Genomic DNA, 26166 nt, shown 5'->3' with positions numbered 1-26166 from the left:
CCTCAACTAATTTAGTTGGGGTATTTTTTATCTATATCATAATATTACTTTGAAAATTCGGAAATAATAGCTAAAGTAATTTTATATAATAATTAAAATATAAAAAGTATTTGTACAAAAATAATTTCAAAATAAAAAAACAAAAATGCAATTTTAAAAACAAAACATGCAAAATTGTATTGAAATTAGGTGGTAAATAGGGTATTATATAACATATAATGAATTATAAAAAATAAATTATTCATTATATGTTTAATTTATAATAATAAAAAAGGAGGAATTTAAATGGAAGTTTTAAATAAATTAGTTCTTAGCGCTAATAATTTTATATGGACATACATATTAATATCTGCATTAATAGTGCTTGGACTTTACTTTACAGTGAAAACAAATTTTGTTCAGTTTAGATATTTTAAAGAAATGTTTAGGCTTTTAGGAGAGGGAAGTTCAAAAGAGGCAAAAAAAGAGGGTAAAGTATCTTCTTTCCAGGCATTTTGTATAAGTACAGCCTCAAGAGTTGGAACAGGTAATATAGCAGGTATAGCACTTGCAGTAGTAGCAGGAGGACCAGGGGCAGTATTTTGGATGTGGCTTATAGCTTTAATAGGTTCAGCATCAGGTTTTGTGGAAAGTACATTAGCTCAGATATTTAAAGTTAAGAATGGAAATGCATTTAGAGGTGGACCAGCTTATTATATGGAAAAAGGTTTAAATAAAAAGTGGATGGGAGTAATATTTTCTATATTGATAACAATTTCTTTCGGATTTGTATTTAATGCAGTTCAAGCGAATACAATTTCGCTTGCATTTAATAATGCCTTTGGAGCAAATAAATTAGTAATAGGTATAATACTTGTAGTTTTAACTGGACTTACAATCTTTGGCGGAGTTCAAAGAATAGCAAAAGTCTCTGAAGTTATAGTACCAGTACTTGCAGGGTTATATATATTAGTTGCATTATTTATAGTGATAACAAATATAGGACAATTACCAGGTGTATTTAAATTAATATTTACAAGTGCACTTGATTTTAGAAGTGCATCTATGGGTACTATGGGTGGTATGATGCTAATAGGAATAAAAAGAGGTTTATTTTCTAATGAAGCTGGTATGGGTAGTGCACCAAATGCTGCAGCAACAGCAGATACAACTCATCCAGTTAAACAAGGTTTAATACAAGCTTTAGGAGTATTTACAGATACGATAGTTATATGTAGTTGTACTGCTTTTATAATACTTTTATACCCAGGATATCAATCAAGTGGTCTTAGTGGTATAGAATTAACACAAGAAGCGCTTACTGCTCATATAGGTCCAATCGGGGGAACATTTATAGCAGTATGTATATTCTTATTTGCATTTAGTTCTATAGTAGGTAACTATTATTATGGCGAATCAAATATAGAATTTATGAGTGAAAATAAATCTATTTTAAATATATTCAGAGTTGGTGTTGTATGCATGGTTTTATTTGGATCATTAACTCAAGTAGATATAGTTTGGAATTTAGCAGATTTATTTATGGGATTAATGGCAATAATAAATCTAATAGCAATAGCATTACTTGGAAAATTTGCATTTATGGCATTAAATGATTATACAGAACAAAAGAAATCAGGAATAAAAGATCCAGTATTTAGAGCATCAAGCATAAAAGGTCTTAAAAATACAGAGTGCTGGAATGATAAGCCGGAACAAACAATGTAAACAAAAATACCTCAACTAATTTGGTTGAGGTATTTTTGTTTTTTAAAAGCTTTCTAGATAAGAATAAAAGCTTTTAAATTCATCCATATTATGAATTTCTTTTAAGTTTCTAATATCTATCATTATATTACTTGGTTTATGAAGTATAAATTCCATATCATATATAGGACATTTACAAAATCCATTTATAAAATTATATTTATAAGGTTCGCATTTATCAAAATTTTCTTCAAAGTACTTTATTTTGCCATAGCATAGTCTATGTATATAAAATAAAAGAGCTAAAGTAGAATGTTTAGTAGCAAACTTATGTGAGAAATATTTAATAGTATGATACTTTTCGTGCTTACATACCCAGATAAAATTATCATCAAGAGTTAAATTATATTTTTTTATAAGATTATATTTATCTGGTGTTAAGGGTGTTATTTCTTTTTTGTTCATATATAATCCCTCCAAAATTTTTCATGTTATTATAATATTTATGATAAAATATTAAATTAATGAGTTTAAATATATCACTTAAAATATTAAGTAGGTTTAGAGAATTTTTAAGTGCTTAAATATAGGAAAATAAAATTTTAAAATTAATATAAAGTTAGGAGAAGTTTAATGAGTATAAAAACTTTAGATATACTATCTAAATACTATGGATATACAAGTTTTAGAAGAGGGCAAGAAAGTATAATAAATTCAATAATAAATAAAAAAGATGTTTTAGCCATAATGCCAACCGGTGGAGGAAAATCTATTTGTTACCAAGTACCAGCTCTTTATTTAGATGGGCTTACAATAGTTATATCACCTTTAATATCTCTTATGAAGGACCAAGTAGATGCACTTAAAGCTATGGGAATAGAGGCAGAATTTATAAATAGTTCTTTATCAACTAGTGAATATAATGAAATACTTGATAATATTAAGGATGATAAATATAAAATAATATATGTAGCACCAGAAAGATTGGATAGTATTGATTTTATTGAGATAATGAGATTTAAAAATATTTCTCAAGTTGCAATAGATGAAGCGCATTGTGTATCTCAATGGGGGCATGATTTTAGATCAAGTTATAAAAGAATTCCATATTTTATAAAAAGTTTAGGAAATATACCTATAATAACAGCATTCACAGCAACTGCATCAGATGAAGTTAGAGAAGATATATTAAATATATTAGACCTCAATGAACCGGATATTTATATAACGGGATTTGATAGAGAAAATTTATCTATAAACATAGTAAAATCATCATCTAAAAATAGATATCTTCTTGATTATATAGAAAATCATAAAAATGAATCTGGAATAATATATGCAGCTACTAGAAAAGAAGTAGAAAGTATTTATGAAGGATTATTAAAGAGAAATGTATCAGTATCAAAGTATCATGCAGGATTATCTACAGAAGTAAGAAAGAAAAATCAAGAAGATTTTATAAATGATGATATTAAGATTATGGTAGCAACAAATGCTTTTGGAATGGGTATAGACAAGCCAAATATTAGATGGGTTGTTCACTACAATATGCCACAAAGTATAGAAAATTACTATCAAGAAATTGGTAGAGCAGGAAGAGATGGAGAAGATAGTGAATGTACTTTATTATTTGCGCCAGGGGATATTCATACACATAAATATTTAATAGAAGTGGGTATAGAAAATCCAAATAGAAAATTAGTGCAGTATAAAAAGCTACAGCAAATGGTAGATTTAGTTTATAGTAATATGTGCTATAGAAAAAGTATACTATCATACTTTGGTGAAGATGTAGAAAATGATTGTAATAATTGTAGTAATTGTTTAAATGAAGGAGAAATTACAGATAAAACTTTAGATGCCCAAAAGGTTATATCGTGTATTGCAAGGATGAAAAGAGGATACGGCGTAAATATGATAGTAGATGTTCTTAGAGGATCTAAGAATAAAAAAGTATTAGATTTAAACTTCAATACTTTATCTACTTATGGAATTATGAAAAACTATTCTAGTGATGATTTAAAAACATTTATAAATACATTAGTATCTCATGGATTCTTAGATATAGTTGAAAATCCAGGGCATAGAGGAAGTTTTCCTACTATAGCACTTAATGAACAATCTATGAAAGTTATAAAAAAAGAAATCAAAGTAGAATTTAAAGAAGATAAAGTTACTAAATCAGCTTATGTGGAAAATGAGCTATATGAAAGATTAATAACTTTAAGAAGTGAAATTGCTAAAAATGAAAAGATAGCTCCTTATATGGTATTTGGAGATGCAACTCTTAAAAATATGGCTAGTATTTATGCAACTAGTAAAGATGAAATGCTTAGCGTATCTGGTGTCGGAGAAATTAAGTACGAAAGATATGGGACTTTATTTGAAAATATTATAAATGAATATATTATTGCAAAAAATATAGATAAATCAACTATATCAAATAAAAAAGAAAGTGCATTTAAAGATAGTGAATACTTTGAAGTAAATACAGATATCAATTTATATAATAAGTTAAAAGAACTTAGATTAAATATATCTAAAGTAGAAGGAACACTACCGTACATGGTACTTCCTAATAACTCATTAAAAGAAATAAGTGGTAGATATCCTTTAGAGGAAGAACAACTTAATGATATAGGTGGTATTGGACCTGTAAAAATAAATAAATATGGCAAAGATATAATAGAAATAGTAAAAAAATATGTAAATGAAAATAGTATAGAAGTTAAATGGGAAGAGAAAAAAAGATTAAAACTTGTTTTAGATGGAGATAGTAGAAAAAATGATGAAATTACACTAGATCTATTAAATCAAGGTATTGATATAAAAGATGTATGTGATGAAATAGAGATTTCTTTATCTACAGTGTTAGGTTATATTTGTGACTATGTAAAAGAAAATAAAGAAATTAAATTTAAAATAGATACTAAGTCTTTATACAGTGAAAGTGATAAAGATTTAATATTAGATGCATGTAATAAACTAGGTGAAGAAAAAATAGGTGCTATAAAAAAAGAACTTCCAGAACATATAAAATATGAAAATATAAGGGCTGTAATACTTGAAAAATATATAAATGAATAAACTATTATAAATAAAGGCTAGTACACTATTAATTTAGAGTACGAGCCTTTTTTAGATGTTATTTGAAATATAAAAATATTGTAATGTGGTATAAATTATGGTAAGATTTTAATACCTAGTAATAATACTTATAATAAAATGTAGGTTTAGTATATAGCAATTTGGAGGAAATTAATGAATAATATAAAAATAGTATGCGATAGCTTAACTGATTTATCTAAAGAATTAATAGATAAGTATGACATAGAAGTAGTACCACTTAGTGTAATATTTAATGAAAAAGAATATATAGATGGAATAGATATAACAAAAGATGAATTTTATAAAATGTTAAGAGAGAATGAAACTCTTCCTAAAACATCTCAAGTAACATATATGAGTTTTAAAAATGCTTTTGAAAAGTATACAAATGAAAATATAGATGTCTTATACATAGGAGGTTCTTCTAATTTATCTGGAACTTATCAAAGTGGAGTAATGGCTAAAAATGATATAAAAGGAAATGTTTATGCTTTTGACAGTTTATCTGCATCATTAGGATCTGGATGTATTGTATTAACTGCAGCAGAGTTAGTAAAAGAAGGAAAAAGTATAGAAGAAATCATATCTAAATTAGAAGTACTTAGAGATAATACATCAGTATTTTTCACAGTAGATACATTAGAGTATTTACAAAAAGGAGGAAGAATATCATCAGCTAAAGCTACTATTGGTAATATGTTAAATATAAAACCTGTAATATGCTTAGAAGATGGTTTAGTTAAGCCATTAGCACAATCAAGAGGTAAAAAGCAGGTAATAAGTAAGATGATAGAGCTTATAAAAGAAAATCATGGTGAAGATTTAACTAATAAAAGAGTTATAATTGGATGTGGAGACAATAAATCTGATTTAGAATTATTAAAGAAAAAATTAGTTGAAGAATTAAAAGTAGGGGATCTTATTTTTATAAATATAGGTAGTTGTATATGTGCTCATACAGGGCCAGCAGTTGTTGGAATCGCATGCAGTGATAAATAAAAAAGATAGGCATTTTGCCTATCTTTTTTTATTAGTAAGCATTCAAACAAATTACAACTTTACATATAGGAAATTATGGTTTAAAATAAAATGTATTTACATATAATTGGCAAAAAAAATTATCAAAATAAATGTAAGTAAAGGGGGTACTTATGGATATCAATAGAGTATTAAATTTCTCTTCAAATGCAGGTAAGCTAATGCTGCAAAGTGGTGGAGAAACATACAGAGTAGAAGAAACTATATCGAGAATATGCCAATCATTTGATGTAGACGAAGTGGATGTATTTGCTAGTCCCACAGCAGTAATAGTTTCTGTATCAGTAGACGGAAAAGTACATTCTATAGTTAAAAGAATAAAATCAAGAGGAATTGATTTAAACAAAGTACACAATATTAATTCATTATCTAGGAAAATATATAATGAGAAGTTAAATATATATGAATGTGAACAAGAATTAGAGAAGCTTAGTAAAGAAGATTCTTATGATGTAAAAACACAGTTAATAGTATCAGGTATAGCTACTTCATCATTTACACTAATATTTGGTGGAAGTATAAATGATATAATAGCTTCTTTTATAATAGGTATCATATTAAAGTTATCACTAATAGGCTTAGGTAAGTCTTCATTGAATGAATTTTTCATAAATAGTATAGGTGGCGCAATTATAGCTATTTATTCAGTTATACTTTTAGATTTTGGAATAATTAGTCAAATAGATAAATTAATTGCAGGAGCTATAATGATCTTAGTACCAGGTTTAGCGCTTACTAATTCTATAAGAGACGTAATTGATGGACAGTTAGTTTCAGGACTGACAAAAGCATCAGAGGTGCTTTTAATTGGAATATCAATAGCTGTGGGAACAGGTACAATTATACATTTATATCTTAAAATGAGGGGGATATAAAATGATTTTAGAAGTAATAGCTGCATCTTTAGCAGCATTTAGCTTTGGAGTGCTTTTTAATATAAAAGGAAAACGATTGATAGTAGCGTGTATAGGCGGTGGATTAGGTTGGCTTGTGTATAAACTTGGATTAGGTTATCAGCTAGGAGAAGCATCATCTTGCTTTATATCAGCAATATGCTTTAGTATATATTGTGAAATATGTGCTAGAATATATAAAACTCCATCAACTACATTAACTGTATGTTGTCTAATACCATTAGTACCAGGATATGGTGTATACAATACAATGTATGAATTTATAATTGGTAACTACACAAAGGGAATGGATTATGGAATAAATACGTTAGCTGTAGCTGGAGCATTAGCACTTGGAGTTATATTTGTATCTACTATTTTTAGGAATATTAAAATAAATAGAATAATTAATAAAATAGGAAGACGAAAAGAAAAAGTAAGTTAAAAACCTTATGTATATATACATAAGGTTTTTTATTTATTTAATTATATTAAAGTTAGAATTTAATTTTATATTTGATTTTTCTCTAATTTTTTTAGCTTGTTCTTTTATTTTCTCTAATAATTTAGATTCATCTAAAACTAGTATTTTCTTTTCTTTCATTAACCATTTACCATCGCAAATAGTTGATTCTATATTTTCACTACTCATAGCATAAACTATATTTCCAATAGGATTGTGCATTGGTAAAGAGTGAATAGTATTTGGATTTAGTATTATCATATCAGCTTTTTTACCAACTTCAAGACTACCTATTTCTTTATTTAATAATGCACATTTAGCACCATTTATTGTAGCCATTTCAAGTATTTTTTCGGCATTAACTACAGTAGGATTTAATGTTCTACCTTTGTGTATAAGAGATGTTAAATACATATCTCTCATCATATCCATTCTATTATTTGAAGGTGCTCCATCTGTTCCTATAGATACAGGGATTCCTTTATCTAACATTTCTGGTATTGAAGCAAATCCTAATACTACTTTCATTGCAGCTGCAGGGTTATGAGATACTTTAACATTATTTAATCTGAATAAATCTATTTCTCTATTAGTTAACCATACTGTATGAACTGCTAATAAGTTTGGACCTAAAGCACCTAAACTATTTAAATGTTCAACGGTAGGAAGCCCATTACGAGTTTTGGCAAAATCAACTTCGTCAGCTATTTCAGCTATATGCATGTGTATACCGGTATTATACTTATCAGCTAATTCTTTAGTTTTAACTATTAGTTCATCGGAGTTGTTAAATATTGTTCTAAGAGCGAACCATATTTTAACTCTTTCATTTGATGTATTATTATATTTTTCAAATAAATCTATTTGAGTTTTTAATTCTTCTTCACAAGTTTTTTGCCAAGCTTCAGGTAATCCTTCACCTTGATCCATAACAGATTTTGCAAGGCATGCTCTTATACCAGTTTTATCAACTGCCTCAACCATTGCATCTACATATTGGCCACCGGATTCTAAGAATGTTGTTACACCAGAACGTATTAATTCTATACAGCAAGCAGTAGATGAGATTAATGAATCATTATAGTCAAAGCTACTTTCATAAGGCCAAACTCTATCTCTAAGCCAAGTTAATAAATCAACGTCATCAGCAATACCGCGTCCTAACTGCTGAGATAAATGAACATGTGTATTTATAAGCCCAGGCATAAGGATTTTTCCATTAGCATCATAAATCTCCGCATTCTTATCTACAATACTATTATCAAATTTACCAACAGCCTTTATTATATTATCTTCTATCAAAATGTTTCCATTTTCATAAACATCTCTTTCATCATTCATTGTTATTAAATAAGCATTTTTTATAAGTAATTGTGTCATAATCTACCCGCCCTTTAAGAATATATAGTTGAAAATTTTATATTATTTTAAAATATTATATAATAAACGTAAATATTAATCAATTATAATATAAAAATATTTTGATTTAAAATTAATGCAAAAATCGTACTTTAAAAAATATTTAAGATGAAAAAGTAAATATTATATGGAACTTTAAATAAAAAAAATGTTGAATTGTTTGGAAAAACCATATAGAATATTAAAAAAGACAGATTATTTGGAGGGACATATGAAAATTAGACAGCTATTATCTTTAGGAATTATTCTATCTTTAACATCTTCAATGTTAATAGGGTGTAGTTCAAATAAAGAAAAAGGTGAAAAATCATCAGATGCTATAAAAGTAACTATGGTATCAGATGTTGGCGGGATTAATGATCAATCATTTAACCAATCTGCTTGGGAAGGCCTTCAAAAAGCAAAAGATGAATTAGGGGTAAAGGTAAATGTTATAGAATCAAAACAACAATCAGATTATGCGCCAAATGTTGAAACTGCAGTAGAACAAGATGCTGATTTAGTAATAGGTATAGGATTTCAAATGGACGAAGCAATAAAAGAAGCTGCTAAACATTATCCAGAACAAAAGTTTGCAATAATTGACCATTCATACGAAGATCAACCTGAAAATGTAAATTCAATAATGTTTAATGCACAAGAAGCTGCTTATTTAGTTGGATTAGTAGCTGCTAAAAAGAGTGAAACAGGAACTGTAGGGTTTATAGGAGGAACTAAAAATCCTATAATAGAAAGTTTTGAATATGGATATTTAGCAGGTGTTGATGCAGCAGGAAATAATACTAAAGTATTAAGACAATATGCAGATACATATACAGACGCTTCTAAAGGAAAAGCTATAGCTAACCAGATGCATAGTAATAACGTAGATGTTGTATTCACAACAGCAGGTGACACAGGTTCTGGAGCAATAGAAGCTGCAAAAGAAAATAATAAGATGGCTATAGGGGTAGACAAAGATCAAAATTCATTAGCTCCAAATAATGTTATAACATCGGCTATTAAAAGAGTTGATATGGTTGTATATAATACAGTTAAAGATTTAGTAGAAGGTAAATTCAAAGGTGGAGAAGTAAGTATTTATGGACTTAAAGAAGATGCTGTTGGAATTGCATCTACTACAAATAAAAATGTTAGTGAAGATATAATTAATTTTGTAAATGAACAAGCTAAAAAGATACAAAATGGAGAGATTATTGTTCCGGTTAACCAAGAACAATACGATAAATTAGGTAATTAGATAACTAGGAGGGACTTAAAATGGGATTAACACCACATAATAACGCGAATTTAGGAGATATAGCAGAAACTATATTACTTCCAGGAGACCCATTAAGGGCAAAATTTATAGCAGAAAACTTTTTAGAGGATGCTGTTGAATATAATACGGTAAGAGGTATGTATGGATATACTGGGTATTATAAAGGCAAAAGAATATCTGTACAAGGAACAGGTATGGGTGGACCATCAATGGGAATTTATTCATATGAGCTTATACATTTTTATGGAGTAAAAAATCTTATAAGAATAGGTTCGGCAGGAGCTTTAAATAGTGATTTAAAAATACAAGATATAGTAATAGGTAGTGGAGCGTGTACAGATTCTAACTATGCATCTCAATATAATTTACCAGGAACTTTTGCACCAGTAGCTAGTTTTGAATTAACTAGAAAAGCCTATGATATAGCTAAAGAAAAGGGAATAGATGCTAAAGTTGGTAACATATTATCAAGTGACGTTTTTTATAGTGATGGTGGACTAGATTCACTTAAGGTATGGAGCAAAATGAATGTATTAGCAGTTGAAATGGAAGCGGCTGCTTTATATATGAATGCTGCAAGAGCTGGTGTAAATGCACTTTGCATGCTTACAATATCAGATTTACCATTTGAAGGTGTGGCAACAACTACAATGGAAAGACAAACAGCATTTACTAAGATGATGGAAATAGCTTTAGAATTAGCGTAAAAAAAAGAGAAGTTTTTAACTTCTCTTTTTTATTATAATAAAATTATATTTTTAATTAGTAACAGTGTTAATTTCTACTTTATCATCATTAACTATATTTCTAAGCCATTTAAAAGATTTAAATCTTTTAATTATAAGAGTCGCTTTAAGTATCTCTTCAGATACAGTAAATGCAACTACTAAGTGAACTGGTAAATGTAATATAAATGCAGCAATATAGGCTAAAGGTATACCTACAAACCAAAGAGTACAACCTTGTAATACAGATCCATAAGTAGCATCCCCTCCACCTCTTAATATACCAACTATCATAACTGCATTATAAACTCTAAATAACATTATAATGGCATAAATATATAAGATATACTCTGAAGATAATTTGACTTCAGGAGATACATTAAAGAATGATACTATTGGATTAGCTGTAATTGCCATTAATATAGACAATAATATAGAAATCCTAATTGATAAACTTGCAATTTTTTTTAGATGCATCTATAGCAGACTCTTCTTTGTTTGCACCAATTTCATTTCCTATTATAACAACTGCAGCATTTGCAAGACCGAATGTAAATATCATAAATAAATTCATAACGGTACTGCATATTTGCATAGAAGCTGCAGCACCTGTTCCAATTCTAGCGTAAATTGCATTATAAGTAATATTTCCAAATGCCCAACAAGCTTCATTAGCAAGTATTGGGATAGTAATAGCAACAAGAGTAGATGATATTGATTTAGGTAATGAGAATATATAACTAAATTTTAATTTTAAGACATCTATATTCTTGTAAACTGATATAACTACTATTAAGCATTCTGTAATTCTAGCAATAAGAGTAGCTATTGCAGCACCTCTTATTCCAAGTGCAGGCATACCTAAAAGCCCGAATATAAGTATAGTATTTAAAATACCATTAACTATAAGTCCTGTAAAACTAGCCCACATTGGAAGTCGAGTATTTCCAATACTTCTAAGTCCACTAGAGAATGTGAATGTTATAGTAGTAAAGAAATAACTTATAATAACTATTTGTAAATATTGAACTCCTATTTTAACTACATCTGAATCATTAGTAAATATTGCCATGATTTTTTCAGGTATTAAAAGTCCTAAAGCCATAAAAGCTAGAGTTAAGGCTAAAGCATAAAATAATGATTTTGATAAAACCCTCTTTATATTATCGTTATCCTTTTTACCCCAAAGTTGAGCAATAAGAACTCCAGACCCTATTGCTATTCCGTTAGAAAGTAGAGAGAATAAAAAATAATATTGATTAGCTATACCAACTGAAGCAAGTTCTACTTCTCCAACTTTACCTATCATCATAGTATCAAGCATATTAAGTGATGATGTTATTAAACTTTGAAGTACAATTGGTAATGTAATTAGAAATAAGTGCTTATAAAATGCTTTATCTTTTTTATATTTTACTATTGTATTTTTAATCATAAATCTCCTCCTTAAAAAATTTCCATAAAAAATAAAAATAAAAAACACCCACTTGGAGTTTTTTTCAAGTGGATGTTCAACACTCATACATCTTAAAACCGTAAGATGTATAATATATATAATTAAAACTAGTGTAGTTAGAATTTTGTACGGATTAATACAAAATCCATATCATTATATAATACATGAATGTATAAAGTCAATGAAAAAATTAAATCCATATTTTTTATAAAATGAATGATTGAAGGAATAAATTTACTGTGTTACACTTAACTTGTAAAAATGATAAAAATATTAGAGCTAGGGGAGCTAGAATTGGCTAGCTGAGATAAAAGCCTCAACGTACAAACCCTAACTACCTGATCAAGGTAATGCTTGCGAAGGGAAGCTTTATGTATAAAGTTAACTAATTTATATATTAAATTAGTTATTTATGCTAATTATTGAAGTGCTTTCCTTATATTAAAGAAAAGTACTTTTTTTAATGTAAGGAAAAACTAATCAAAATATAATCTACATAAGCACAATAAGCTTTCTAAAAGCATTCCCTAACAAAAAATAAATTTAGGGGGTAGCACATGAAATATTCAACTCAAATGGATGCAGCAAGAAAAGGAATTATAACTAAAGAAATGGAAATTGTAGCTAAAAAGGAATCAATAGATGTAAATAATCTTAGGGAATTAATAGCTAAAGGAAAAGTAGTTATACCGGCAAATAAAAACCACAAATCACTTAGTCCACATGGTATTGGAAAAAATTTAAGAACTAAAGTAAATGTAAATCTAGGTATTTCAAGAGATTGTAATAACATAGAAAAAGAACTAGAAAAGGTTAAAACAGCACTAGATATGAATATAGAAGCAATAATGGATTTAAGTAGCTATGGAAAAACAAGAGAATTTAGAGAAAAATTGATAAATATATCTCATGCTATGATAGGTTCAGTTCCTATGTATGATGCAGTAGGATTTTTAGATAAAGACTTAAAAGATATTAAAGAAGAGGAATTTTTAAATGTAATAAAGCAACATGCAGTAGATGGCGTAGATTTTATAACTATACACGCAGGACTTACTAGAAATGTTTGTAAAAAAATAAAAGATAATAATAGATTAACTCATATAGTATCTCGTGGAGGTTCATTATTATTTGCTTGGATGGAGCTAAATGATAAAGAAAATCCTTTATATACTAACTTTGATAAAATATTAGATATTTGTGAAGAATATGATGTTACTTTAAGTCTTGGAGATGCATGTAGGCCAGGATCTATACATGATTCTACAGATGGGATTCAAATAGATGAACTTATTGTTCTCGGGGAACTTACTAAAAAAGCTTGGAAAAGAAATGTACAAGTTATGATAGAAGGTCCAGGGCATATGGCAATTGACGAGATAGAGGCGAATGTTATTTTACAAAAGAGACTTTGCCATGAAGCTCCATTTTATGTATTAGGGCCATTAGTAACAGATATAGCACCGGGATATGATCATATAACAAGTGCAATAGGTGGAGCATTAGCTAGTTCTAAAGGAGTAGACTTTTTATGCTATGTAACACCAGCGGAACATCTAAGACTACCAAATTTAGAAGATATGAAAGAAGGAATAATAGCTACAAAAATAGCTGCACATGCAGGGGATATAGCTAAAAATGTTAAAGGCGCTAGAGATTGGGACAATAAAATGAGTAAGGCAAGAGTAGAACTAGATTGGGAAGAAATGTTTAAGCTTTGTATAGACCCAGTAAAGGCTAGAAAGTTTAGAGAAGAATCAAGACCAACTCATGAAGATAGTTGTACAATGTGTGGAAAAATGTGTTCTATGAGGACTGTAAAAAAAGTACTAAACAATGAAGAAGTTAGCTTAGTTTAAAATTCGCTTCGCTCATGTCGCCAACGATATATCTTTGATATAGCACGTCAGATATATCCGTTGCTCAAGATTCACTTTGAGCAACGTGTTGCTAATTATTTAATATCATAATCTTTTGGGGGTGAATAAATGAAGGTTAATGGTAAAGATGTAGAATTTAAAAGTAATATGAATATAATAGATTTGTTAAACAAATATAACCTAAATAAAGATAGAGTTGTTGTTGAAATAAACTTTAATATAATAGATGAAAATGAATATGAAGGCTACATAATAAACAAAGAAGATGTAATAGAAATTATAAACTTTGTTGGAGGTGGTTAAATGAAAATTTTTGTAAATGAAGTTTTGCGAGAAGTAGATAAAAATATAGCTGCCTACCAAGTTAAAGAAAGATATAAAGAAGATAGTGATGTATTAATATTAAATGGATATCAAATAAGTGAAGATATTTTACTTAAAGAAAATGATAAGATAACTTTAATAAGAAAGGGAGAAGTGCCATCTAAAGAAGAACTAAAAAATTTATTAATAGCAAGGCATACTCCAAATATACATAGTAAATTAGAACAAGGAAAAGTGGCTATATTAGGTCTTGGAGGTCTAGGATCTAATATAGCTGTATCCTTAGCTAGAATAGGAGTAGGTAAATTAGTGCTTGCTGATTTTGATGTTGTAGAGCCATCAAATCTTAATAGACAACAATATTTCATAGATGATATAGGAAAAAATAAGACGTATGCTTTAAAGGAAAATATAAAAAGAATAAATCCTTTTATAAATATAAAAACGCACAATATATTTATAACTAAGGATAATATGGAATATTTTAATGATGTAGATATAATAATAGAAGCCTTTGACAATCCAAAATATAAGGCACAAATATGTAATTATGTATTACTAAATATGAAGGACAAGTACTTAATAGCATCTTCAGGTATGGCAGGATATTATGATTCAAATATTATAACTACAAAAAAAATAAGAGATAAGTTTTATATCTGTGGAGATTTTATAAATGAAGCAAAAATAGGAGAAGGTCTGATGGCTCCAAGAGTGGCTATCTGCGCAAATCATATGGCTAATTTAGCTACAAGAATATTAATAGAAAAATAACTTAAAGGGGAATTTTATAATGGACAAATTAAATTTAGGAAATTATGAATTTGACAGCAGACTTTTAATAGGAACAGGAAAGTACGGATCAAATGATATTTTACCGAAAGTTATAGATGAAAGTAAAAGTGAAATAATAACTATGGCTTTAAGAAGAGTTGATTTAGATAATAAAGAAGAAAATATACTAACTCATATTCCGAAATCTATGACAATACTTCCAAATACATCTGGTGCTACAAATGCTGAAGAAGCAGTGAGGATAGCAAGAATAGCTCGTAAAATGGGATGTGGAAATTTTATAAAAATAGAGGTAATAAATGATAATAAATATTTGCTTCCTGATAACGAAGAAACAATAAAGGCTACAAAAATATTAGCTAATGAAGGATTTATAGTACTTCCTTATATGAGCCCAGATTTATATGCAGGAAGAAAGTTAATAGAAGCAGGATCAGCAGCAGTTATGCCTTTAGGCTCACCTATTGGGTCAAATCGAGGAATTAAGATGAAAGAAATGATAAAGATAATGATAGAAGAATTAGATATACCGATAATAGTAGATGCAGGAATAGGTAAACCATCTCAAGCAATGGAAGCTATGGAAATGGGTGCAGCTGCAGTTTTAGTTAACACAGCAATAGCATCAGCAGGAGATCCTATAAAGATGGCAAGAGCATTTAAGTTAGCAGTAGAAGGTGGAAGAGAAGCTTATCTTGCAAAAATAGGTTTAGTATCAAATTATGCTAATGCATCATCACCATTAACTGGTTTTTTAAGTGGTGCAGATAGTTAGTAAACATTAACTGTTTCATAAAGGGGGTGCTAAAATGAGTTTTTATGGTGTTATAGAAAGCTATAAAAATATAGATATAGATAGATATATGAATAATGTAACAGATGAAGATGTTATTAAAAGTTTGAGTAAAGAAAATCTTGATGAGTATGATTTATTAAACTTACTTTCAAAAAAAGCATCTAATTATTTAGAAGAAATGGCACAAAAGGCAAATAAAATAACTAATCAGTATTTCGGAAAAACTATATGCTTGTATACTCCGATGTATATAGCAAACTATTGTATAAATAAGTGTGTATATTGTGGCTATAATTTAGAAAGTAAAATAAAAAGAAAAAGCTTAATTTGGAAGAAATAAAACTTGAAGGAGAAGCTATATCTAAAGAAGGGTTTAAACATTTACTAATTCTAACAGGAGAAAGCAATATTCATTCAAATGTTGAATATATTTCTAAAGCTGTGGATAGTTTAAAAGAAAAGTTCTCATCAATAGGTATTGAAGTTTATCCAATGGAAACTGATGATTATAAATATATGGTTAAAAAAGGTGTAGATTCACTTACTGTGTACCAAGAAGTTTATGATGAAGAAGTTTACAAAGAAGTTCATATTAAAGGCCCAAAATCTAATTATAAATTCAGATTAGATGCTCCAGAAAGAGGGGCAAAAGCTGGTATGAGAAGTTTGTCAATAGGAGCACTTTTAGGACTTAATAACTTTAGAAAAGAAGTTTTTTATACATTATTGCATGGGAAATACTTAAAAAAAAATTATCCTAAAGTTGAATTGTCTTACTCTGTTCCACGAATAAGGCCTTTTAAAGGATGTTATGAAGGTATAAAAGAAGTAAATGATAAAGATTTAGTCCAGTCGATATTATGTATTAGATTATTTGATAATAATGGTGGAATAAACTTATCAACAAGAGAAAGTTTATCACTAAGAAAAAATTTAATACCACTAGGTATAACAAAATTAAGTGCAGGAGTTTCTACAGATGTAGGTGGAAGAACTCAAAAGGATGACGATACATCACAGTTTAAAATAAGTGATGAAAGTAGTGTAGATGAAATTAAAGATATGCTAAAAAGTATTGGATATCAACATGTATTTAAAGATTGGGAGAAATTTTAATGTATCTTATTACAAATAGAAATCTTTGTCATGAAAAAAGATATATGAATGTTATAAAAGAAAGCATTTTAAGTGGAATAGAAAATATAATAATAAGAGAAAAAGATTTAGATAATGATAGCTTAGTAAAACTATATACAAAAATAAAAGAAACTTTAGAAAAAATAAAACAAAAAGACAAAAGTAAAAGATATAATGTAAATTTAATAATAAACAGTAATTTAGATGTATTTGAAAAAACTAATGCTGATGGAATTCATCTTACGTTAAGTCTATTTAAAAAACTTGTAAACAATAAGTTTAAATTTAATAAAGATAAAATCCTAGGATTATCATTACATAGCATTAAAGAAATTTTTTATGTAGAAGAGATAATAAAAAAATACGATATAAAAATAGATTACATAATATTATCTCATATATATGAAACAAAATGTAAAGAAGGGTTACAACCTAAAGGAATTGATTTATTGAAAGAAGCTAGAAAAATTACTAATTTAAAGATAGTTGCCTTAGGAGGTATACTTCCAGAAAATATTCATAAAATTGAAAAATATTGTGATGATTTTGCAGTAATGTCCACTATTATGAAATCTAAAGATGTATTTACTACTATTAATAGCTATTTAAGAGAATATAAATATAGCAAATAAATAATAAATCATGCAAAATTCTGACATATAAAACATATTATATTAGTGAAGTATTTATTTGGGGGTAAGTTTATGAATTTACTTAAATATCATTCCTTAGCAATTGTTATAGATGATGAAAAAGAAATATATAAAGTACATCAGATAATAGACATGCTTAAAAGCAAGGAGTATAAAGTAGTATGTATTAATAAAAATAACTACAATATAGTAAATGCACAAACATATGAAAGCCTAAAAGATGTTCCACATAATATAGATGTTGTAATTATTACCAGCTTATCTTTACAAGCGTATGACATCCTAGATGAGATTGAGCTATTAGATATAAAAAATATTTGGTTTGAAAAAGGAAGTTATAATGAATCAATATTAAAAAAAAGCAAAAGAGCTTAAATTAAATATTTCATGTGATTTAAGTTTATTCAATGAGATATCAAGATACTAAAAAAGAAATCTTTAAGGTTTCTTTTTTATTTATGCGTATTTTTAGTTTATTGTATCCATAATTACAGTATATTTAAAATTATATATAAAGTTACTAAATTTATATAATATGAATATATATTTAAAAATTAGACTATTTACCAATTTAGAGTATAAATAGTTAATTGAATCTATGTTACAATTAAAATGAGGATAGAAAGGGAGTGGTAAATGTGTTAATATTAACGATTAATGATGTACCAGGAAAAAAAATTACTAAGGTAGTCGGATTAGTAAAGGGAAGTACAATAAGATCAAAACATATAGGGAAAGACATAGGTGCTAGTTTTAAACAACTTGTAGGTGGAGAACTTACAGGGTATGATGAAATGCTTGTAGAAGCAAGAAAAATAGCTATAGGGAGAATGGTAGAGGACGCAGAAGCCCAAGGAGCAAATGCCATAATAGGATTTAGATTAACTTCTGCAGCAGTTATGCAAGGAGCAGCAGAAATGCTAGCATATGGAACAGCTGTTGTAATAGAAGACGGTATAAGTGGGTAGTTTTATGGGAGCAATGGGAATAATAGCAATTATTTTAGGTTTGTTAGTTCCATTTATGATAGTTACTGGAAGCATAGTACTATTAATAGTAAAGATAGTTGAAAGAAAAAAAGAAAGAAAAATGAGCATTTAGAGAAATACGATAAATATTAAATTAATAATAGTATAAGGAGTCTAGTTTGTGGGCTCCTTATACTATTGTTATATGTAATTAAATTTAAAAATACTAATTATTAACCTATTAAAATGACAAGTATGTATTGTATAATACTAGTACATAAATAAATAAATAAAAGTTTGAGGGGAATTCTATGGAAAATATTATAGTAGTAAGAGGAGCAGGAGATTTATCTACAGCTATTATACATAGATTGAATAGATGTGGATTTAAAGTAGTGGCATTAGAAATAGACAAGCCTTTAGCCATAAGAAGAGAAGTGGCTTTTAGCGAGGCGGTTTATACTGGTGAAATGACTGTAGAAGGTGTAAATTGTAAATTGTGTAAAACTATAGATGAAATAGAAGACACAATAAATAATAAAAATGTGGCATTAGTGGTAGATGCTAAGGGGGAATATATAAAAAAATTAAATCCAAGTGTAGTAATAGATGCAATACTTGCAAAGAAAAATCTTGGAACAACTAAAGATATGGCCAATTTAACTATAGGTTTAGGTCCAGGATTTTGTGCAGGAGAGGATGTTGACATCGTAGTTGAAACTATGAGAGGTCATAATTTAGGTAGAGTAATTACTGAAGGTTTCGCTATGAAAAATACAGGGGTACCTGGAAGTATAAATGGAATAAGTAAAGATAGGGTAGTATATTCAAATAGTTGTGGTGAAATTAAAACTTTAGCAAATATAGGAGATATAGTAAAAAAGAATCAAGTATTAGCTTATATAATAGATGAAAAGAATAACAAGCATGAAGTAAAAGCAACTATAGATGGATTATTAAGGGGTATTATAAGGGATGGAGCCATAGTACCTAATAATTTAAAAATACTAGATATAGATCCAAGATTAGAAGAGTTAAAAAATTCTTATACAATATCTGATAAGGGAAGATGTATATCTGGAGGTGTTTTAGAAGCTATATTGTCAAACTGTGAGATTTTTTCTTGTACCAAGAAATATTAGATATAATAAATAAAAAATTAAAATTTAAGATTAGATAAATAAGCAAAACTAGGTATAATATATAAACAAAAAATGGAGGTAAAGCATGTTTAATGTATCAATAATAACTCTTAGCGATAAGGGATATGAAGGATTAAGAGAAGATATAACAGGGAAAAAGCTAACTGAGTTTGTTGAAAAGACAGGTATATATAAGGTTGTAAGTTATAAATTAATTAAAGATGATAAAGAAATGTTAAAAGAAGAACTTATAAATATTTGTGATAATGAGTGTGCAGACTTAATTTTAACTAATGGAGGAACAGGTTTTTCTAAACGAGATATAACTCCAGAAGCTACTAAAGAGGTATTAGAAAAAGAGATACCAGGAATCAGTGAATACATGAGGATGAAATCTAGTGAAATAACTAAAAAAGCTATTTTAAGTAGAGGAGTAAGTGGAATAAGAAAAAATTCAATAATAATAAATTTACCAGGAAGCCCTAAAGGTGCAGTTGAAAATCTAAGCTTTGTAATAGATGCACTAGATCATGGAATAGAAATTTTAAAGGGAGAAGCTACAGAATGTGCCACTAAAGTCGAAAAATAGTATATAATTAAATATATAATAGACGAAGAGGGTAGAAGTAGCTATGAGAGATAAATTTGGAAGAAAAATAAATTATGTTAGGATTTCGCTTACTGATAAATGTAATTTAAGATGTGTTTACTGTATACCATCTGATGTTAAATTTGAAAAGAATTATATAAATAATGATTTAAGTTTTAATGATTATAAGTTTATAGTGAAATCCATGTCGGACTTAGGAATAACTAAGGTTAGGTTTACTGGAGGTGAGCCACTTTTATACCCTAATTTAATTGAACTAATACAGTTTACACATAAAGAATGTAATATAGAAAATATTGCAATAACTACTAATGGAATCGGACTTGCTGACATAGCATATGAACTAAAAGAAAGTGGTTTAAAAAGTGTAAATATTAGTTTGGATTCTTTAAAAGAATATAAGTATAAAAGTATAACAAGAAATGGACAATTAAAAGAAGTTTTAAAATCTATAAATACATGCTTAAAAGTAGGGATTAAAGTAAAAATAAACTGTGTAGCTATAAATGGATTTAACGATGATGAATTGTATGATTTTATAATGATGACGAACTATTACCCTATAGATGTCAGATTTATAGAATTAATGCCATTAGGTCAGGCTAAGGAAGTTTATAAAAATGGATACTTTAATATAGGGGCTGAAATAGAGCAAATAAAGGATTTATATAAAGTTGCTGACAATGAAAATAGCACAGCACAGTATTATAAGTTTAATGGAGCGAAGGGAAGGATAGGTGTAATAACTCCTATGACGTGTTCATTCTGTAGCGATTGCAATCGTATAAGGGTGACTTCAAATGGAACTATAAAACCTTGTCTTCATTCTAAAGAAGAAGTAGATATAAAATATTATCTTCATAAACCGATGATTTTCAAAGAGATTATGAGGGAAATAATTTTAGGTAAACCAGAAAAGCATTATTTAATAGAGAATCAATGCAGTGATACAGATAGAAGTATGTATGAAATCGGAGGATAAAATGTTAACTCATATAAATGAAAAAGGTTACGCAAAAATGGTAGATATCAGTGATAAAGACGACACTAAAAGAGAGGCAACGGCAGTAGCGACAATTACAATGAGTGAAGAAGCTTTATATAAGATAAAAAATGGACAAGTAAAAAAAGGAGAGGTACTTTCAGTAGCTCAAGTTGCAGGAATAATGGGTGCAAAAAACACTTCTAATAATATACCTATGTGTCATCAGATAAATTTAGTCGGATGTGATTTAGACTTTGAAATAAATGATGAAACTTCAAGTATAAATATATATGCAACGTGCAAATCTCTTGGAAAAACAGGTGTCGAAATGGAAGCGCTAAATTCAGCTACTATTGCTGCACTTACAATATATGATATGTGTAAGGCAATAGATAAGAGAATGGTTATAAGCAATATACATGTGCTTGAAAAAATAGGCGGAAAATCAGGGGATTTTAAATTTTAATTTAATATAAAACATTAATAAAATAAAAAAGTATGATAATTTCATACTTTTTTATTTTTTATTAAAAAATTTCATTTTTTCAATCATATTATTTTTTATATTTTCAGCTAGTATAGTAGACCTTAATTTAGGATTTTCAATATGGTCATAAATTGGATCTAAAAACTCAACTTCAACATTTGCTGAATTAATTTTTCCAATAGGTTGATAGCCTTCATAAGTATTTTTTGAATTTTTTATAACCATAGGAACAATTGGACATTTTGCTTTATATGCAATCTTTAGAGCACCACTTCTAAAATTTGATACTAAAGCATTTGGGTCTTTAACCCAAGTTAAATCACCTTCAGGAAAGACGGCCATGCTAAGTCCAGATAATATATTTTCTGAAGCTTGATTAATACTTTTAATACCTTCTCGATTATTTTCCCTATTAATATAAACACATCTAATAGCCTTTAAAATATCACTAATAATAGGCATACTTTTCCATATTGGTTCATCAGCAATTACACATCCAATAGGTCTGCCCACACTAGACATTAATATAAAGCTATCCAACATGCTAGAATGATTTACAACGAATAATACCGGTATTTTAGGTATTTTTTCTTTACCAACTACACTTACATTTATATTTACTAAATTAAGAGATTTCCTAGTATGATTATACAAGAAATTAAAAATACTTTTATAGCTATCATCTCTAGAAGAATTTTTTTTCATTTTAATAAGTGTAGGAAGATAACAAGAAAGACCTATTACTTGGTACAGAGCAAATTTTATATAATTAAACAATACACTCATCTCCTAATAATAATTTATATAACATATATTTTATCATAAAATATTTATTATATGAAATTAACAGATAATTAAACAGTAATATATGGAATAAAGCATATTATATAAAGAATATAAATAACAGTATGAGTATATTAAAACACTATATAATATTAAATTTTAGGAGGAACTATGCCAAAACAAATTACAAGAGCCTATGAAGAGAGACTCTTAAGAATAAGGATTATGTCTCATACTGGGGATAAAATACATATAAAACTACCATTAGATTTTGTAAAAAGAATGGTAAAAAATAATGCACTAGATTTTTTAAGTGGCAAAGATGATATTATGGATAGCCAAAAGCTATTAAATCTATTAATTAATGCATTTGATTATAATCTTACAGGAGAAATAGCATATTTAGAAAGAAACAATGGAGATATAATTAGATTAATAATAGACTAAATAAGTAAAATATAAAAGCTAACTGTAAAGTGTTTTACTAAATAAAGTAAGTACCTTACGGTTAGCTTTTATTAATATAATTATCTATAAATTATAAAATAAATTCTACTGAAGTTTTAAAACTTGTTGTGCAATATTTACAGAATGGTCAGATATTCTTTCTAAATTAGAAACTAAATCTAGATATAAAACACCTGCATCTATAGTGCAGTTACCTTCATTCAATCTATTTATATGATACTTTCTAAAGGATTTTTCAAGATAATTAACTTCTTTTTCTACTTCTAACACTTTTTTTGCTAATTTTGTATCCTCATCTTTTAATGCAAGTAAGGAATCTTTAAAATTAGATAAAGCCTTGCTATAGATGTCTTTGATTTCATTTACAGCGGTATCTGAAAAATCAATATTTAATTCAATTACATCATTAGCAAGTTCTGCTATATTATCAGCATGGTCAGAAACCCTTTCTATATCATTTATAGTATTAAAAAGTAAATCTGTCTTAAATCTTTCGCCCTCATTTAAAGGAGCCTTAGAGAGTTTTAATAAATAATTTAGTAAATCTTTTTGCAATTTATTAACCGTTTCTTCATATTCAAATGCTTTTTTTACTTCATTGGAATCCTTATCTAAAAAGCCTTTAAAAGAAGATTCTAAAGTAATAGTAGCTTTTTTTCCCATTCTTAAAGTTTCAGATACTGTATTACCAAGTGCGATAGAAGGTGTTTCAATAATCCTTTCATCTAAATATTTAGTAGTATGAGTAGATTCTTCGTCATCTCTTTCAGGAACTAACTTCATAGCTAGTTTTACTATGTACTTAGAGAATGGTAATAATATTATAACGTTTATAATATTGAATAAAGTATGAGCATTTGCTATTTGTCTAGCAGAGTCAGTTGGGTTTATTGAACTTACTATTGCTGCAATTGGCTTATTCAAAATAAGAACAAATATTATAGTACCTATGACGTTAAAACTTAGATGCATTATAGCGGCCCTTCTAGCGTTAATACTTGCTCCTATACTAGAAAGTAAAGAAGTGACACAAGTACCTATATTATCACCATAAAGTATAGGCAAAGCAGATGATAATGGCAATAACCCTTCAGAGGCTAATGCTATAAGCATACCCATAGAGGCACTAGAACTTTGTACTATACCAGTTATTAAGAAACCAGCTAATATACCTAATATAGGATGATGACCAAAGTATAGTAATGCATCTCTAAATTGTGGAAGATCGGCTAAAGGCTTAACTGCATCTTTCATAAATTCCATACCAGTAAATAAGATACCAAAACCTATAAGTATTTCTCCAATATTTTTAAATCTTTTTTTACCAGGGAACATATATAAAACAATACCAATTCCAAGGGCAATAGGTGCGAGACCTTCTAGGTTAAAAGATACAATCTGAGCAGTTATAGTAGTACCTATATTTGCTCCCATTATAACACCGATTGCTTGAGAAAGGCTCATGATTCCAGCATTTACAAAACCAACAACCATAACGGTTGTTGCACTAGAGCTTTGTATTATACCAGTAACTACTGTACCGACTAAAACACCCATTAAAACATTGCTTGTTAAAAGTTCTATTATTCTCTTCAATTTGTTTCCAGCAGATTTTTGAAGACCTTCTCCCATTAAATTCATTCCAAATAGGAAAAGTCCGAGACCTCCAATAAGGCTTATTGCTATATTCAATTTTTTGCCTCCTTAATCCTTAATAAAGTTTCTTATTAAATATTGTGTCCAAAAAGTGTAATATAAAACTTTTTATATTTAACTATTTACTAAAACTTTTTATTAATCAGAATTGACAAAATAAAAAAATATAATATAATTAAAATGTAAACCTAAAAACTAAAATAAGTTAACTAAAATACAGGATTAAATAAAGGAGGTAGTTATGAAATTAAGCACTAGAGAAATTATAATGTGTGGATTATTTGCAGGTGTAACGTCTATATTATCTCAAATATCTATACCAATACCTTTTACAACCGTACCGCTGACAATGCAAATATTTGCTGTAGCATTATCAGGTTTGATATTAGGTGCTAAAAATGGATTTATTTCGCAATTAATATATATACTTATGGGAATTATAGGAATGCCAGTATTTGCTCAAATGTCAGGAGGAATTAATATAGTAGTTGGTCCAACCGGAGGATTTATATTAGGATTTCCTATAATGGCATTAGTAATAGGATACTTTTCATCAAAATTTAAAAATACAATAGGCATAATTATAGGGATGGTTATAGGATTAAGTATGGATTATTTAATTGGAACAGTTATGTTTACATTTATAACTAAAATGACATTTACTCAAGGTCTTATGGCTTGTGTAATACCATTTATACCTATAGATTTAATTAAAATAGGATTGGCCACTTTGGTTGGAAGCACTATATCAAAGAGAGTTAGAATAGAGGCTAAATCATGTTAAAAATAAGACCACATCATATTTTATGTATGAGAGCGTATCAAGGTAAAGGATACAGTGAAGAATTTAATGATAATATGAAAAGTGTTATTAAAAGTATAAACGCTTATAATTATTTTTGTAAAACTACAGGTTTAAATAAAGATAGTAAAGTAGAAATAACATTTAATATAGACAGTATATGTAATAAATGTCCAAATAATATAGATAATAATTTATGCTCTAGTCAGGATAAGATAAATGCTCTTGATTTAAAAGTAAGCAAGTATTTTGATATAGAGGAAGGTATATATAGCTATAAAGATTTAGAGGAAATAGTATATAATAATATTACAGAAGAAGTTTTTGATGATATATGCCAAAATTGTGAGTGGTATAAAATAGCAAACTGTAAAGTTTTTATACTATAAGTTAGGGGTAGAAAATGGATAGATTAAGGGAACTCTTAGATAGAAAATTTTTAAAGGATGTAGAATTATTAGAACTAGAGGATAGTGAGTACATACTTAGTTGTAAATTTACTAAGCCATACAATGCTCACTATAATGAGTATTTAGTTATTTTAAAGCATGAAAATATATTAGAAGAACATTTTGTATATTTAAAGCATAGGTGATAACAAAAAAACTACCTACTTAATAGTAGGTAGTTT

31 protein-coding genes and 1 riboswitch are annotated in these 26166 nt (G+C 27.9%); of the genes, 25 read left to right on the top strand and 6 right to left on the bottom strand.

What is annotated here, in order from left to right; genetic code table 11:
- Positions 1 to 285 precede the first annotated feature (285 nt).
- Positions 286 to 1707: an alanine/glycine:cation symporter family protein gene (locus tag BN899_RS10330; RefSeq protein ID WP_042275103.1), complete on the top strand. Its 1422-nt coding sequence runs from the start codon at positions 286 to 288 to the stop codon at positions 1705 to 1707.
- Between the two features lie 42 nt (positions 1708 to 1749).
- Here BN899_RS10330 and BN899_RS10325 read toward each other — a convergent pair whose 3' ends face one another.
- Positions 1750 to 2151 carry a hypothetical protein gene (locus BN899_RS10325; RefSeq protein ID WP_042275101.1) on the bottom strand — a complete coding sequence of 134 codons (402 nt, stop codon included), beginning with the start codon at positions 2149 to 2151 and terminating at the stop codon, positions 1750 to 1752.
- Positions 2152 to 2319: 168 nt separating this feature from the next.
- Between BN899_RS10325 and recQ the strand changes: the two genes are divergently transcribed.
- The 4 genes from recQ (at position 2320) to BN899_RS10305 (ending at position 7170) form a co-directional block, all read left to right on the top strand.
- A complete protein-coding gene (recQ, locus tag BN899_RS10320; protein WP_042275100.1) occupies positions 2320 to 4773 on the top strand; it encodes a DNA helicase RecQ in 2454 nt (817 codons plus the stop codon).
- A 174-nt stretch (positions 4774 to 4947) separates the two neighbouring features.
- Complete coding sequence (locus BN899_RS10315) at positions 4948 to 5793, top strand: DegV family protein (protein WP_042275098.1); 846 nt, start codon at positions 4948 to 4950, stop codon at positions 5791 to 5793.
- Between the two features lie 152 nt (positions 5794 to 5945).
- Positions 5946 to 6707 carry a threonine/serine exporter family protein gene (locus BN899_RS10310; RefSeq protein ID WP_042275097.1) on the top strand — a complete coding sequence of 254 codons (762 nt, stop codon included), beginning with the start codon at positions 5946 to 5948 and terminating at the stop codon, positions 6705 to 6707.
- A gap of 1 nt (position 6708) precedes the next feature.
- Positions 6709 to 7170, top strand: coding sequence for a threonine/serine exporter family protein (locus BN899_RS10305; protein WP_042275095.1), 462 nt, complete (start codon positions 6709 to 6711; stop codon positions 7168 to 7170).
- A 33-nt stretch (positions 7171 to 7203) separates the two neighbouring features.
- Here the strand turns inward: BN899_RS10305 and BN899_RS10300 are convergent, their stop codons facing one another.
- Positions 7204 to 8568, bottom strand: a complete 1365-nt coding sequence (locus BN899_RS10300) for an amidohydrolase (RefSeq protein WP_042275093.1) — start codon at positions 8566 to 8568, stop codon at positions 7204 to 7206.
- 250 nt (positions 8569 to 8818) lie between these two features.
- On the opposite strand from BN899_RS10300, the gene BN899_RS10295 reads away from it, so the two are divergent.
- Complete coding sequence (locus BN899_RS10295) at positions 8819 to 9847, top strand: BMP family lipoprotein (RefSeq protein WP_042275091.1); 1029 nt, start codon at positions 8819 to 8821, stop codon at positions 9845 to 9847.
- 20 nt (positions 9848 to 9867) lie between these two features.
- Positions 9868 to 10575 (top strand): purine-nucleoside phosphorylase, encoded by a 708-nt coding sequence (gene deoD / locus BN899_RS10290; RefSeq protein ID WP_042275089.1) that lies wholly within the window; start codon positions 9868 to 9870, stop codon positions 10573 to 10575.
- Between the two features lie 51 nt (positions 10576 to 10626).
- Here deoD and BN899_RS20170 read toward each other — a convergent pair whose 3' ends face one another.
- Together BN899_RS20170 and BN899_RS20165 are read right to left on the bottom strand one after the other, a co-directional pair.
- Entirely contained in the window at positions 10627 to 11022 is a 396-nt protein-coding gene (locus BN899_RS20170; RefSeq protein ID WP_278244984.1) for an MATE family efflux transporter, read from the bottom strand.
- Positions 11023 to 11035: 13 nt separating this feature from the next.
- Complete coding sequence (locus BN899_RS20165; RefSeq protein ID WP_278244983.1) at positions 11036 to 12028, bottom strand: MATE family efflux transporter; 993 nt, start codon at positions 12026 to 12028, stop codon at positions 11036 to 11038.
- A gap of 292 nt (positions 12029 to 12320) precedes the next feature.
- Positions 12321 to 12431, top strand: a riboswitch (TPP riboswitch).
- A gap of 175 nt (positions 12432 to 12606) precedes the next feature.
- Here BN899_RS20165 and thiC point away from each other — a divergent pair.
- The 14 genes from thiC to moaC all read left to right on the top strand — a co-directional run bounded on the left by thiC (position 12607) and on the right by moaC (position 21805).
- Positions 12607 to 13908, top strand: coding sequence for a phosphomethylpyrimidine synthase ThiC (gene thiC / locus BN899_RS10280; protein WP_042275086.1), 1302 nt, complete (start codon positions 12607 to 12609; stop codon positions 13906 to 13908).
- Between the two features lie 129 nt (positions 13909 to 14037).
- Positions 14038 to 14232 carry a sulfur carrier protein ThiS gene (thiS, locus tag BN899_RS10275; protein WP_042275084.1) on the top strand — a complete coding sequence of 65 codons (195 nt, stop codon included), beginning with the start codon at positions 14038 to 14040 and terminating at the stop codon, positions 14230 to 14232.
- Positions 14233 to 15027, top strand: a complete 795-nt coding sequence (gene thiF, locus BN899_RS10270) for a sulfur carrier protein ThiS adenylyltransferase ThiF (RefSeq protein WP_042275083.1) — start codon at positions 14233 to 14235, stop codon at positions 15025 to 15027.
- A gap of 19 nt (positions 15028 to 15046) precedes the next feature.
- Complete coding sequence (locus BN899_RS10265) at positions 15047 to 15823, top strand: thiazole synthase (RefSeq protein WP_042275082.1); 777 nt, start codon at positions 15047 to 15049, stop codon at positions 15821 to 15823.
- A gap of 34 nt (positions 15824 to 15857) precedes the next feature.
- On the top strand, positions 15858 to 16184 hold the full coding sequence (locus tag BN899_RS20540; RefSeq protein ID WP_330362525.1) for a hypothetical protein: 327 nt from the start codon (positions 15858 to 15860) through the stop codon (positions 16182 to 16184).
- Complete coding sequence (locus BN899_RS10260; RefSeq protein WP_330362524.1) at positions 16172 to 16960, top strand: hypothetical protein; 789 nt, start codon at positions 16172 to 16174, stop codon at positions 16958 to 16960. Before BN899_RS20540 ends, BN899_RS10260 begins: the two co-directional genes overlap by 13 nt.
- Complete coding sequence (locus tag BN899_RS10255; RefSeq protein ID WP_042275081.1) at positions 16960 to 17613, top strand: thiamine phosphate synthase; 654 nt, start codon at positions 16960 to 16962, stop codon at positions 17611 to 17613. Before BN899_RS10260 ends, BN899_RS10255 begins: the two co-directional genes overlap by 1 nt.
- Positions 17614 to 17685: 72 nt before the next feature.
- The gene (locus BN899_RS10250; protein WP_052356803.1) at positions 17686 to 18009 is read left to right on the top strand and encodes a CoA-binding protein; all 324 of its coding nucleotides are present in this window, start codon (positions 17686 to 17688) and stop codon (positions 18007 to 18009) included.
- Positions 18010 to 18272: 263 nt separating this feature from the next.
- Positions 18273 to 18602 (top strand): YbjQ family protein, encoded by a 330-nt coding sequence (locus BN899_RS10245; RefSeq protein WP_042275080.1) that lies wholly within the window; start codon positions 18273 to 18275, stop codon positions 18600 to 18602.
- A 4-nt stretch (positions 18603 to 18606) separates the two neighbouring features.
- The gene (locus BN899_RS20160) at positions 18607 to 18735 is read left to right on the top strand and encodes a hypothetical protein (RefSeq protein WP_278244982.1); all 129 of its coding nucleotides are present in this window, start codon (positions 18607 to 18609) and stop codon (positions 18733 to 18735) included.
- A 178-nt stretch (positions 18736 to 18913) separates the two neighbouring features.
- The gene (yqeB, locus tag BN899_RS10240) at positions 18914 to 19744 is read left to right on the top strand and encodes a selenium-dependent molybdenum cofactor biosynthesis protein YqeB (RefSeq protein WP_042275079.1); all 831 of its coding nucleotides are present in this window, start codon (positions 18914 to 18916) and stop codon (positions 19742 to 19744) included.
- A gap of 85 nt (positions 19745 to 19829) precedes the next feature.
- Entirely contained in the window at positions 19830 to 20333 is a 504-nt protein-coding gene (locus tag BN899_RS10235) for a MogA/MoaB family molybdenum cofactor biosynthesis protein (protein WP_042275078.1), read from the top strand.
- A 43-nt stretch (positions 20334 to 20376) separates the two neighbouring features.
- On the top strand, positions 20377 to 21336 hold the full coding sequence (gene moaA, locus BN899_RS10230; RefSeq protein ID WP_042275077.1) for a GTP 3',8-cyclase MoaA: 960 nt from the start codon (positions 20377 to 20379) through the stop codon (positions 21334 to 21336).
- Between the two features lies 1 nt (position 21337).
- Entirely contained in the window at positions 21338 to 21805 is a 468-nt protein-coding gene (moaC, locus tag BN899_RS10225; RefSeq protein ID WP_042275076.1) for a cyclic pyranopterin monophosphate synthase MoaC, read from the top strand.
- A 51-nt stretch (positions 21806 to 21856) separates the two neighbouring features.
- Here moaC and BN899_RS10220 read toward each other — a convergent pair whose 3' ends face one another.
- On the bottom strand, positions 21857 to 22531 hold the full coding sequence (locus BN899_RS10220; protein ID WP_242824147.1) for a lysophospholipid acyltransferase family protein: 675 nt from the start codon (positions 22529 to 22531) through the stop codon (positions 21857 to 21859).
- A 249-nt stretch (positions 22532 to 22780) separates the two neighbouring features.
- On the opposite strand from BN899_RS10220, the gene BN899_RS10215 reads away from it, so the two are divergent.
- Positions 22781 to 23056 (top strand): hypothetical protein, encoded by a 276-nt coding sequence (locus BN899_RS10215; RefSeq protein ID WP_042275074.1) that lies wholly within the window; start codon positions 22781 to 22783, stop codon positions 23054 to 23056.
- A 105-nt stretch (positions 23057 to 23161) separates the two neighbouring features.
- On the opposite strand, the gene BN899_RS10210 is transcribed toward BN899_RS10215, so the two are convergent.
- Complete coding sequence (locus tag BN899_RS10210; RefSeq protein ID WP_042275073.1) at positions 23162 to 24769, bottom strand: Na/Pi cotransporter family protein; 1608 nt, start codon at positions 24767 to 24769, stop codon at positions 23162 to 23164.
- Positions 24770 to 24974: 205 nt separating this feature from the next.
- Here BN899_RS10210 and BN899_RS10205 point away from each other — a divergent pair, with 205 nt between their 5' ends.
- From BN899_RS10205 to BN899_RS10195, 3 genes are read left to right on the top strand one after another with little or no spacing between them, the layout of a single operon-like run.
- A complete protein-coding gene (locus BN899_RS10205) occupies positions 24975 to 25517 on the top strand; it encodes a biotin transporter BioY (RefSeq protein ID WP_042275072.1) in 543 nt (180 codons plus the stop codon).
- Positions 25511 to 25924, top strand: a complete 414-nt coding sequence (locus BN899_RS10200) for a DUF1284 domain-containing protein (protein ID WP_042275071.1) — start codon at positions 25511 to 25513, stop codon at positions 25922 to 25924. The genes BN899_RS10205 and BN899_RS10200 overlap by 7 nt, the downstream gene beginning before the upstream one ends.
- 14 nt (positions 25925 to 25938) lie before the next feature.
- A complete protein-coding gene (locus tag BN899_RS10195; protein WP_042275069.1) occupies positions 25939 to 26130 on the top strand; it encodes a hypothetical protein in 192 nt (63 codons plus the stop codon).
- The last annotated feature ends 36 nt before the right edge of the window (positions 26131 to 26166 follow it).

The organism is Faecalimicrobium dakarense, assembly GCF_000499525.1.
Taxonomy (GTDB): domain Bacteria; phylum Bacillota; class Clostridia; order Peptostreptococcales; family Peptostreptococcaceae; genus Faecalimicrobium; species Faecalimicrobium dakarense.
The sequence above is the reverse complement of the archived record's forward strand: the minus strand, read 5'-3'. Positions and strand labels throughout refer to the sequence as shown.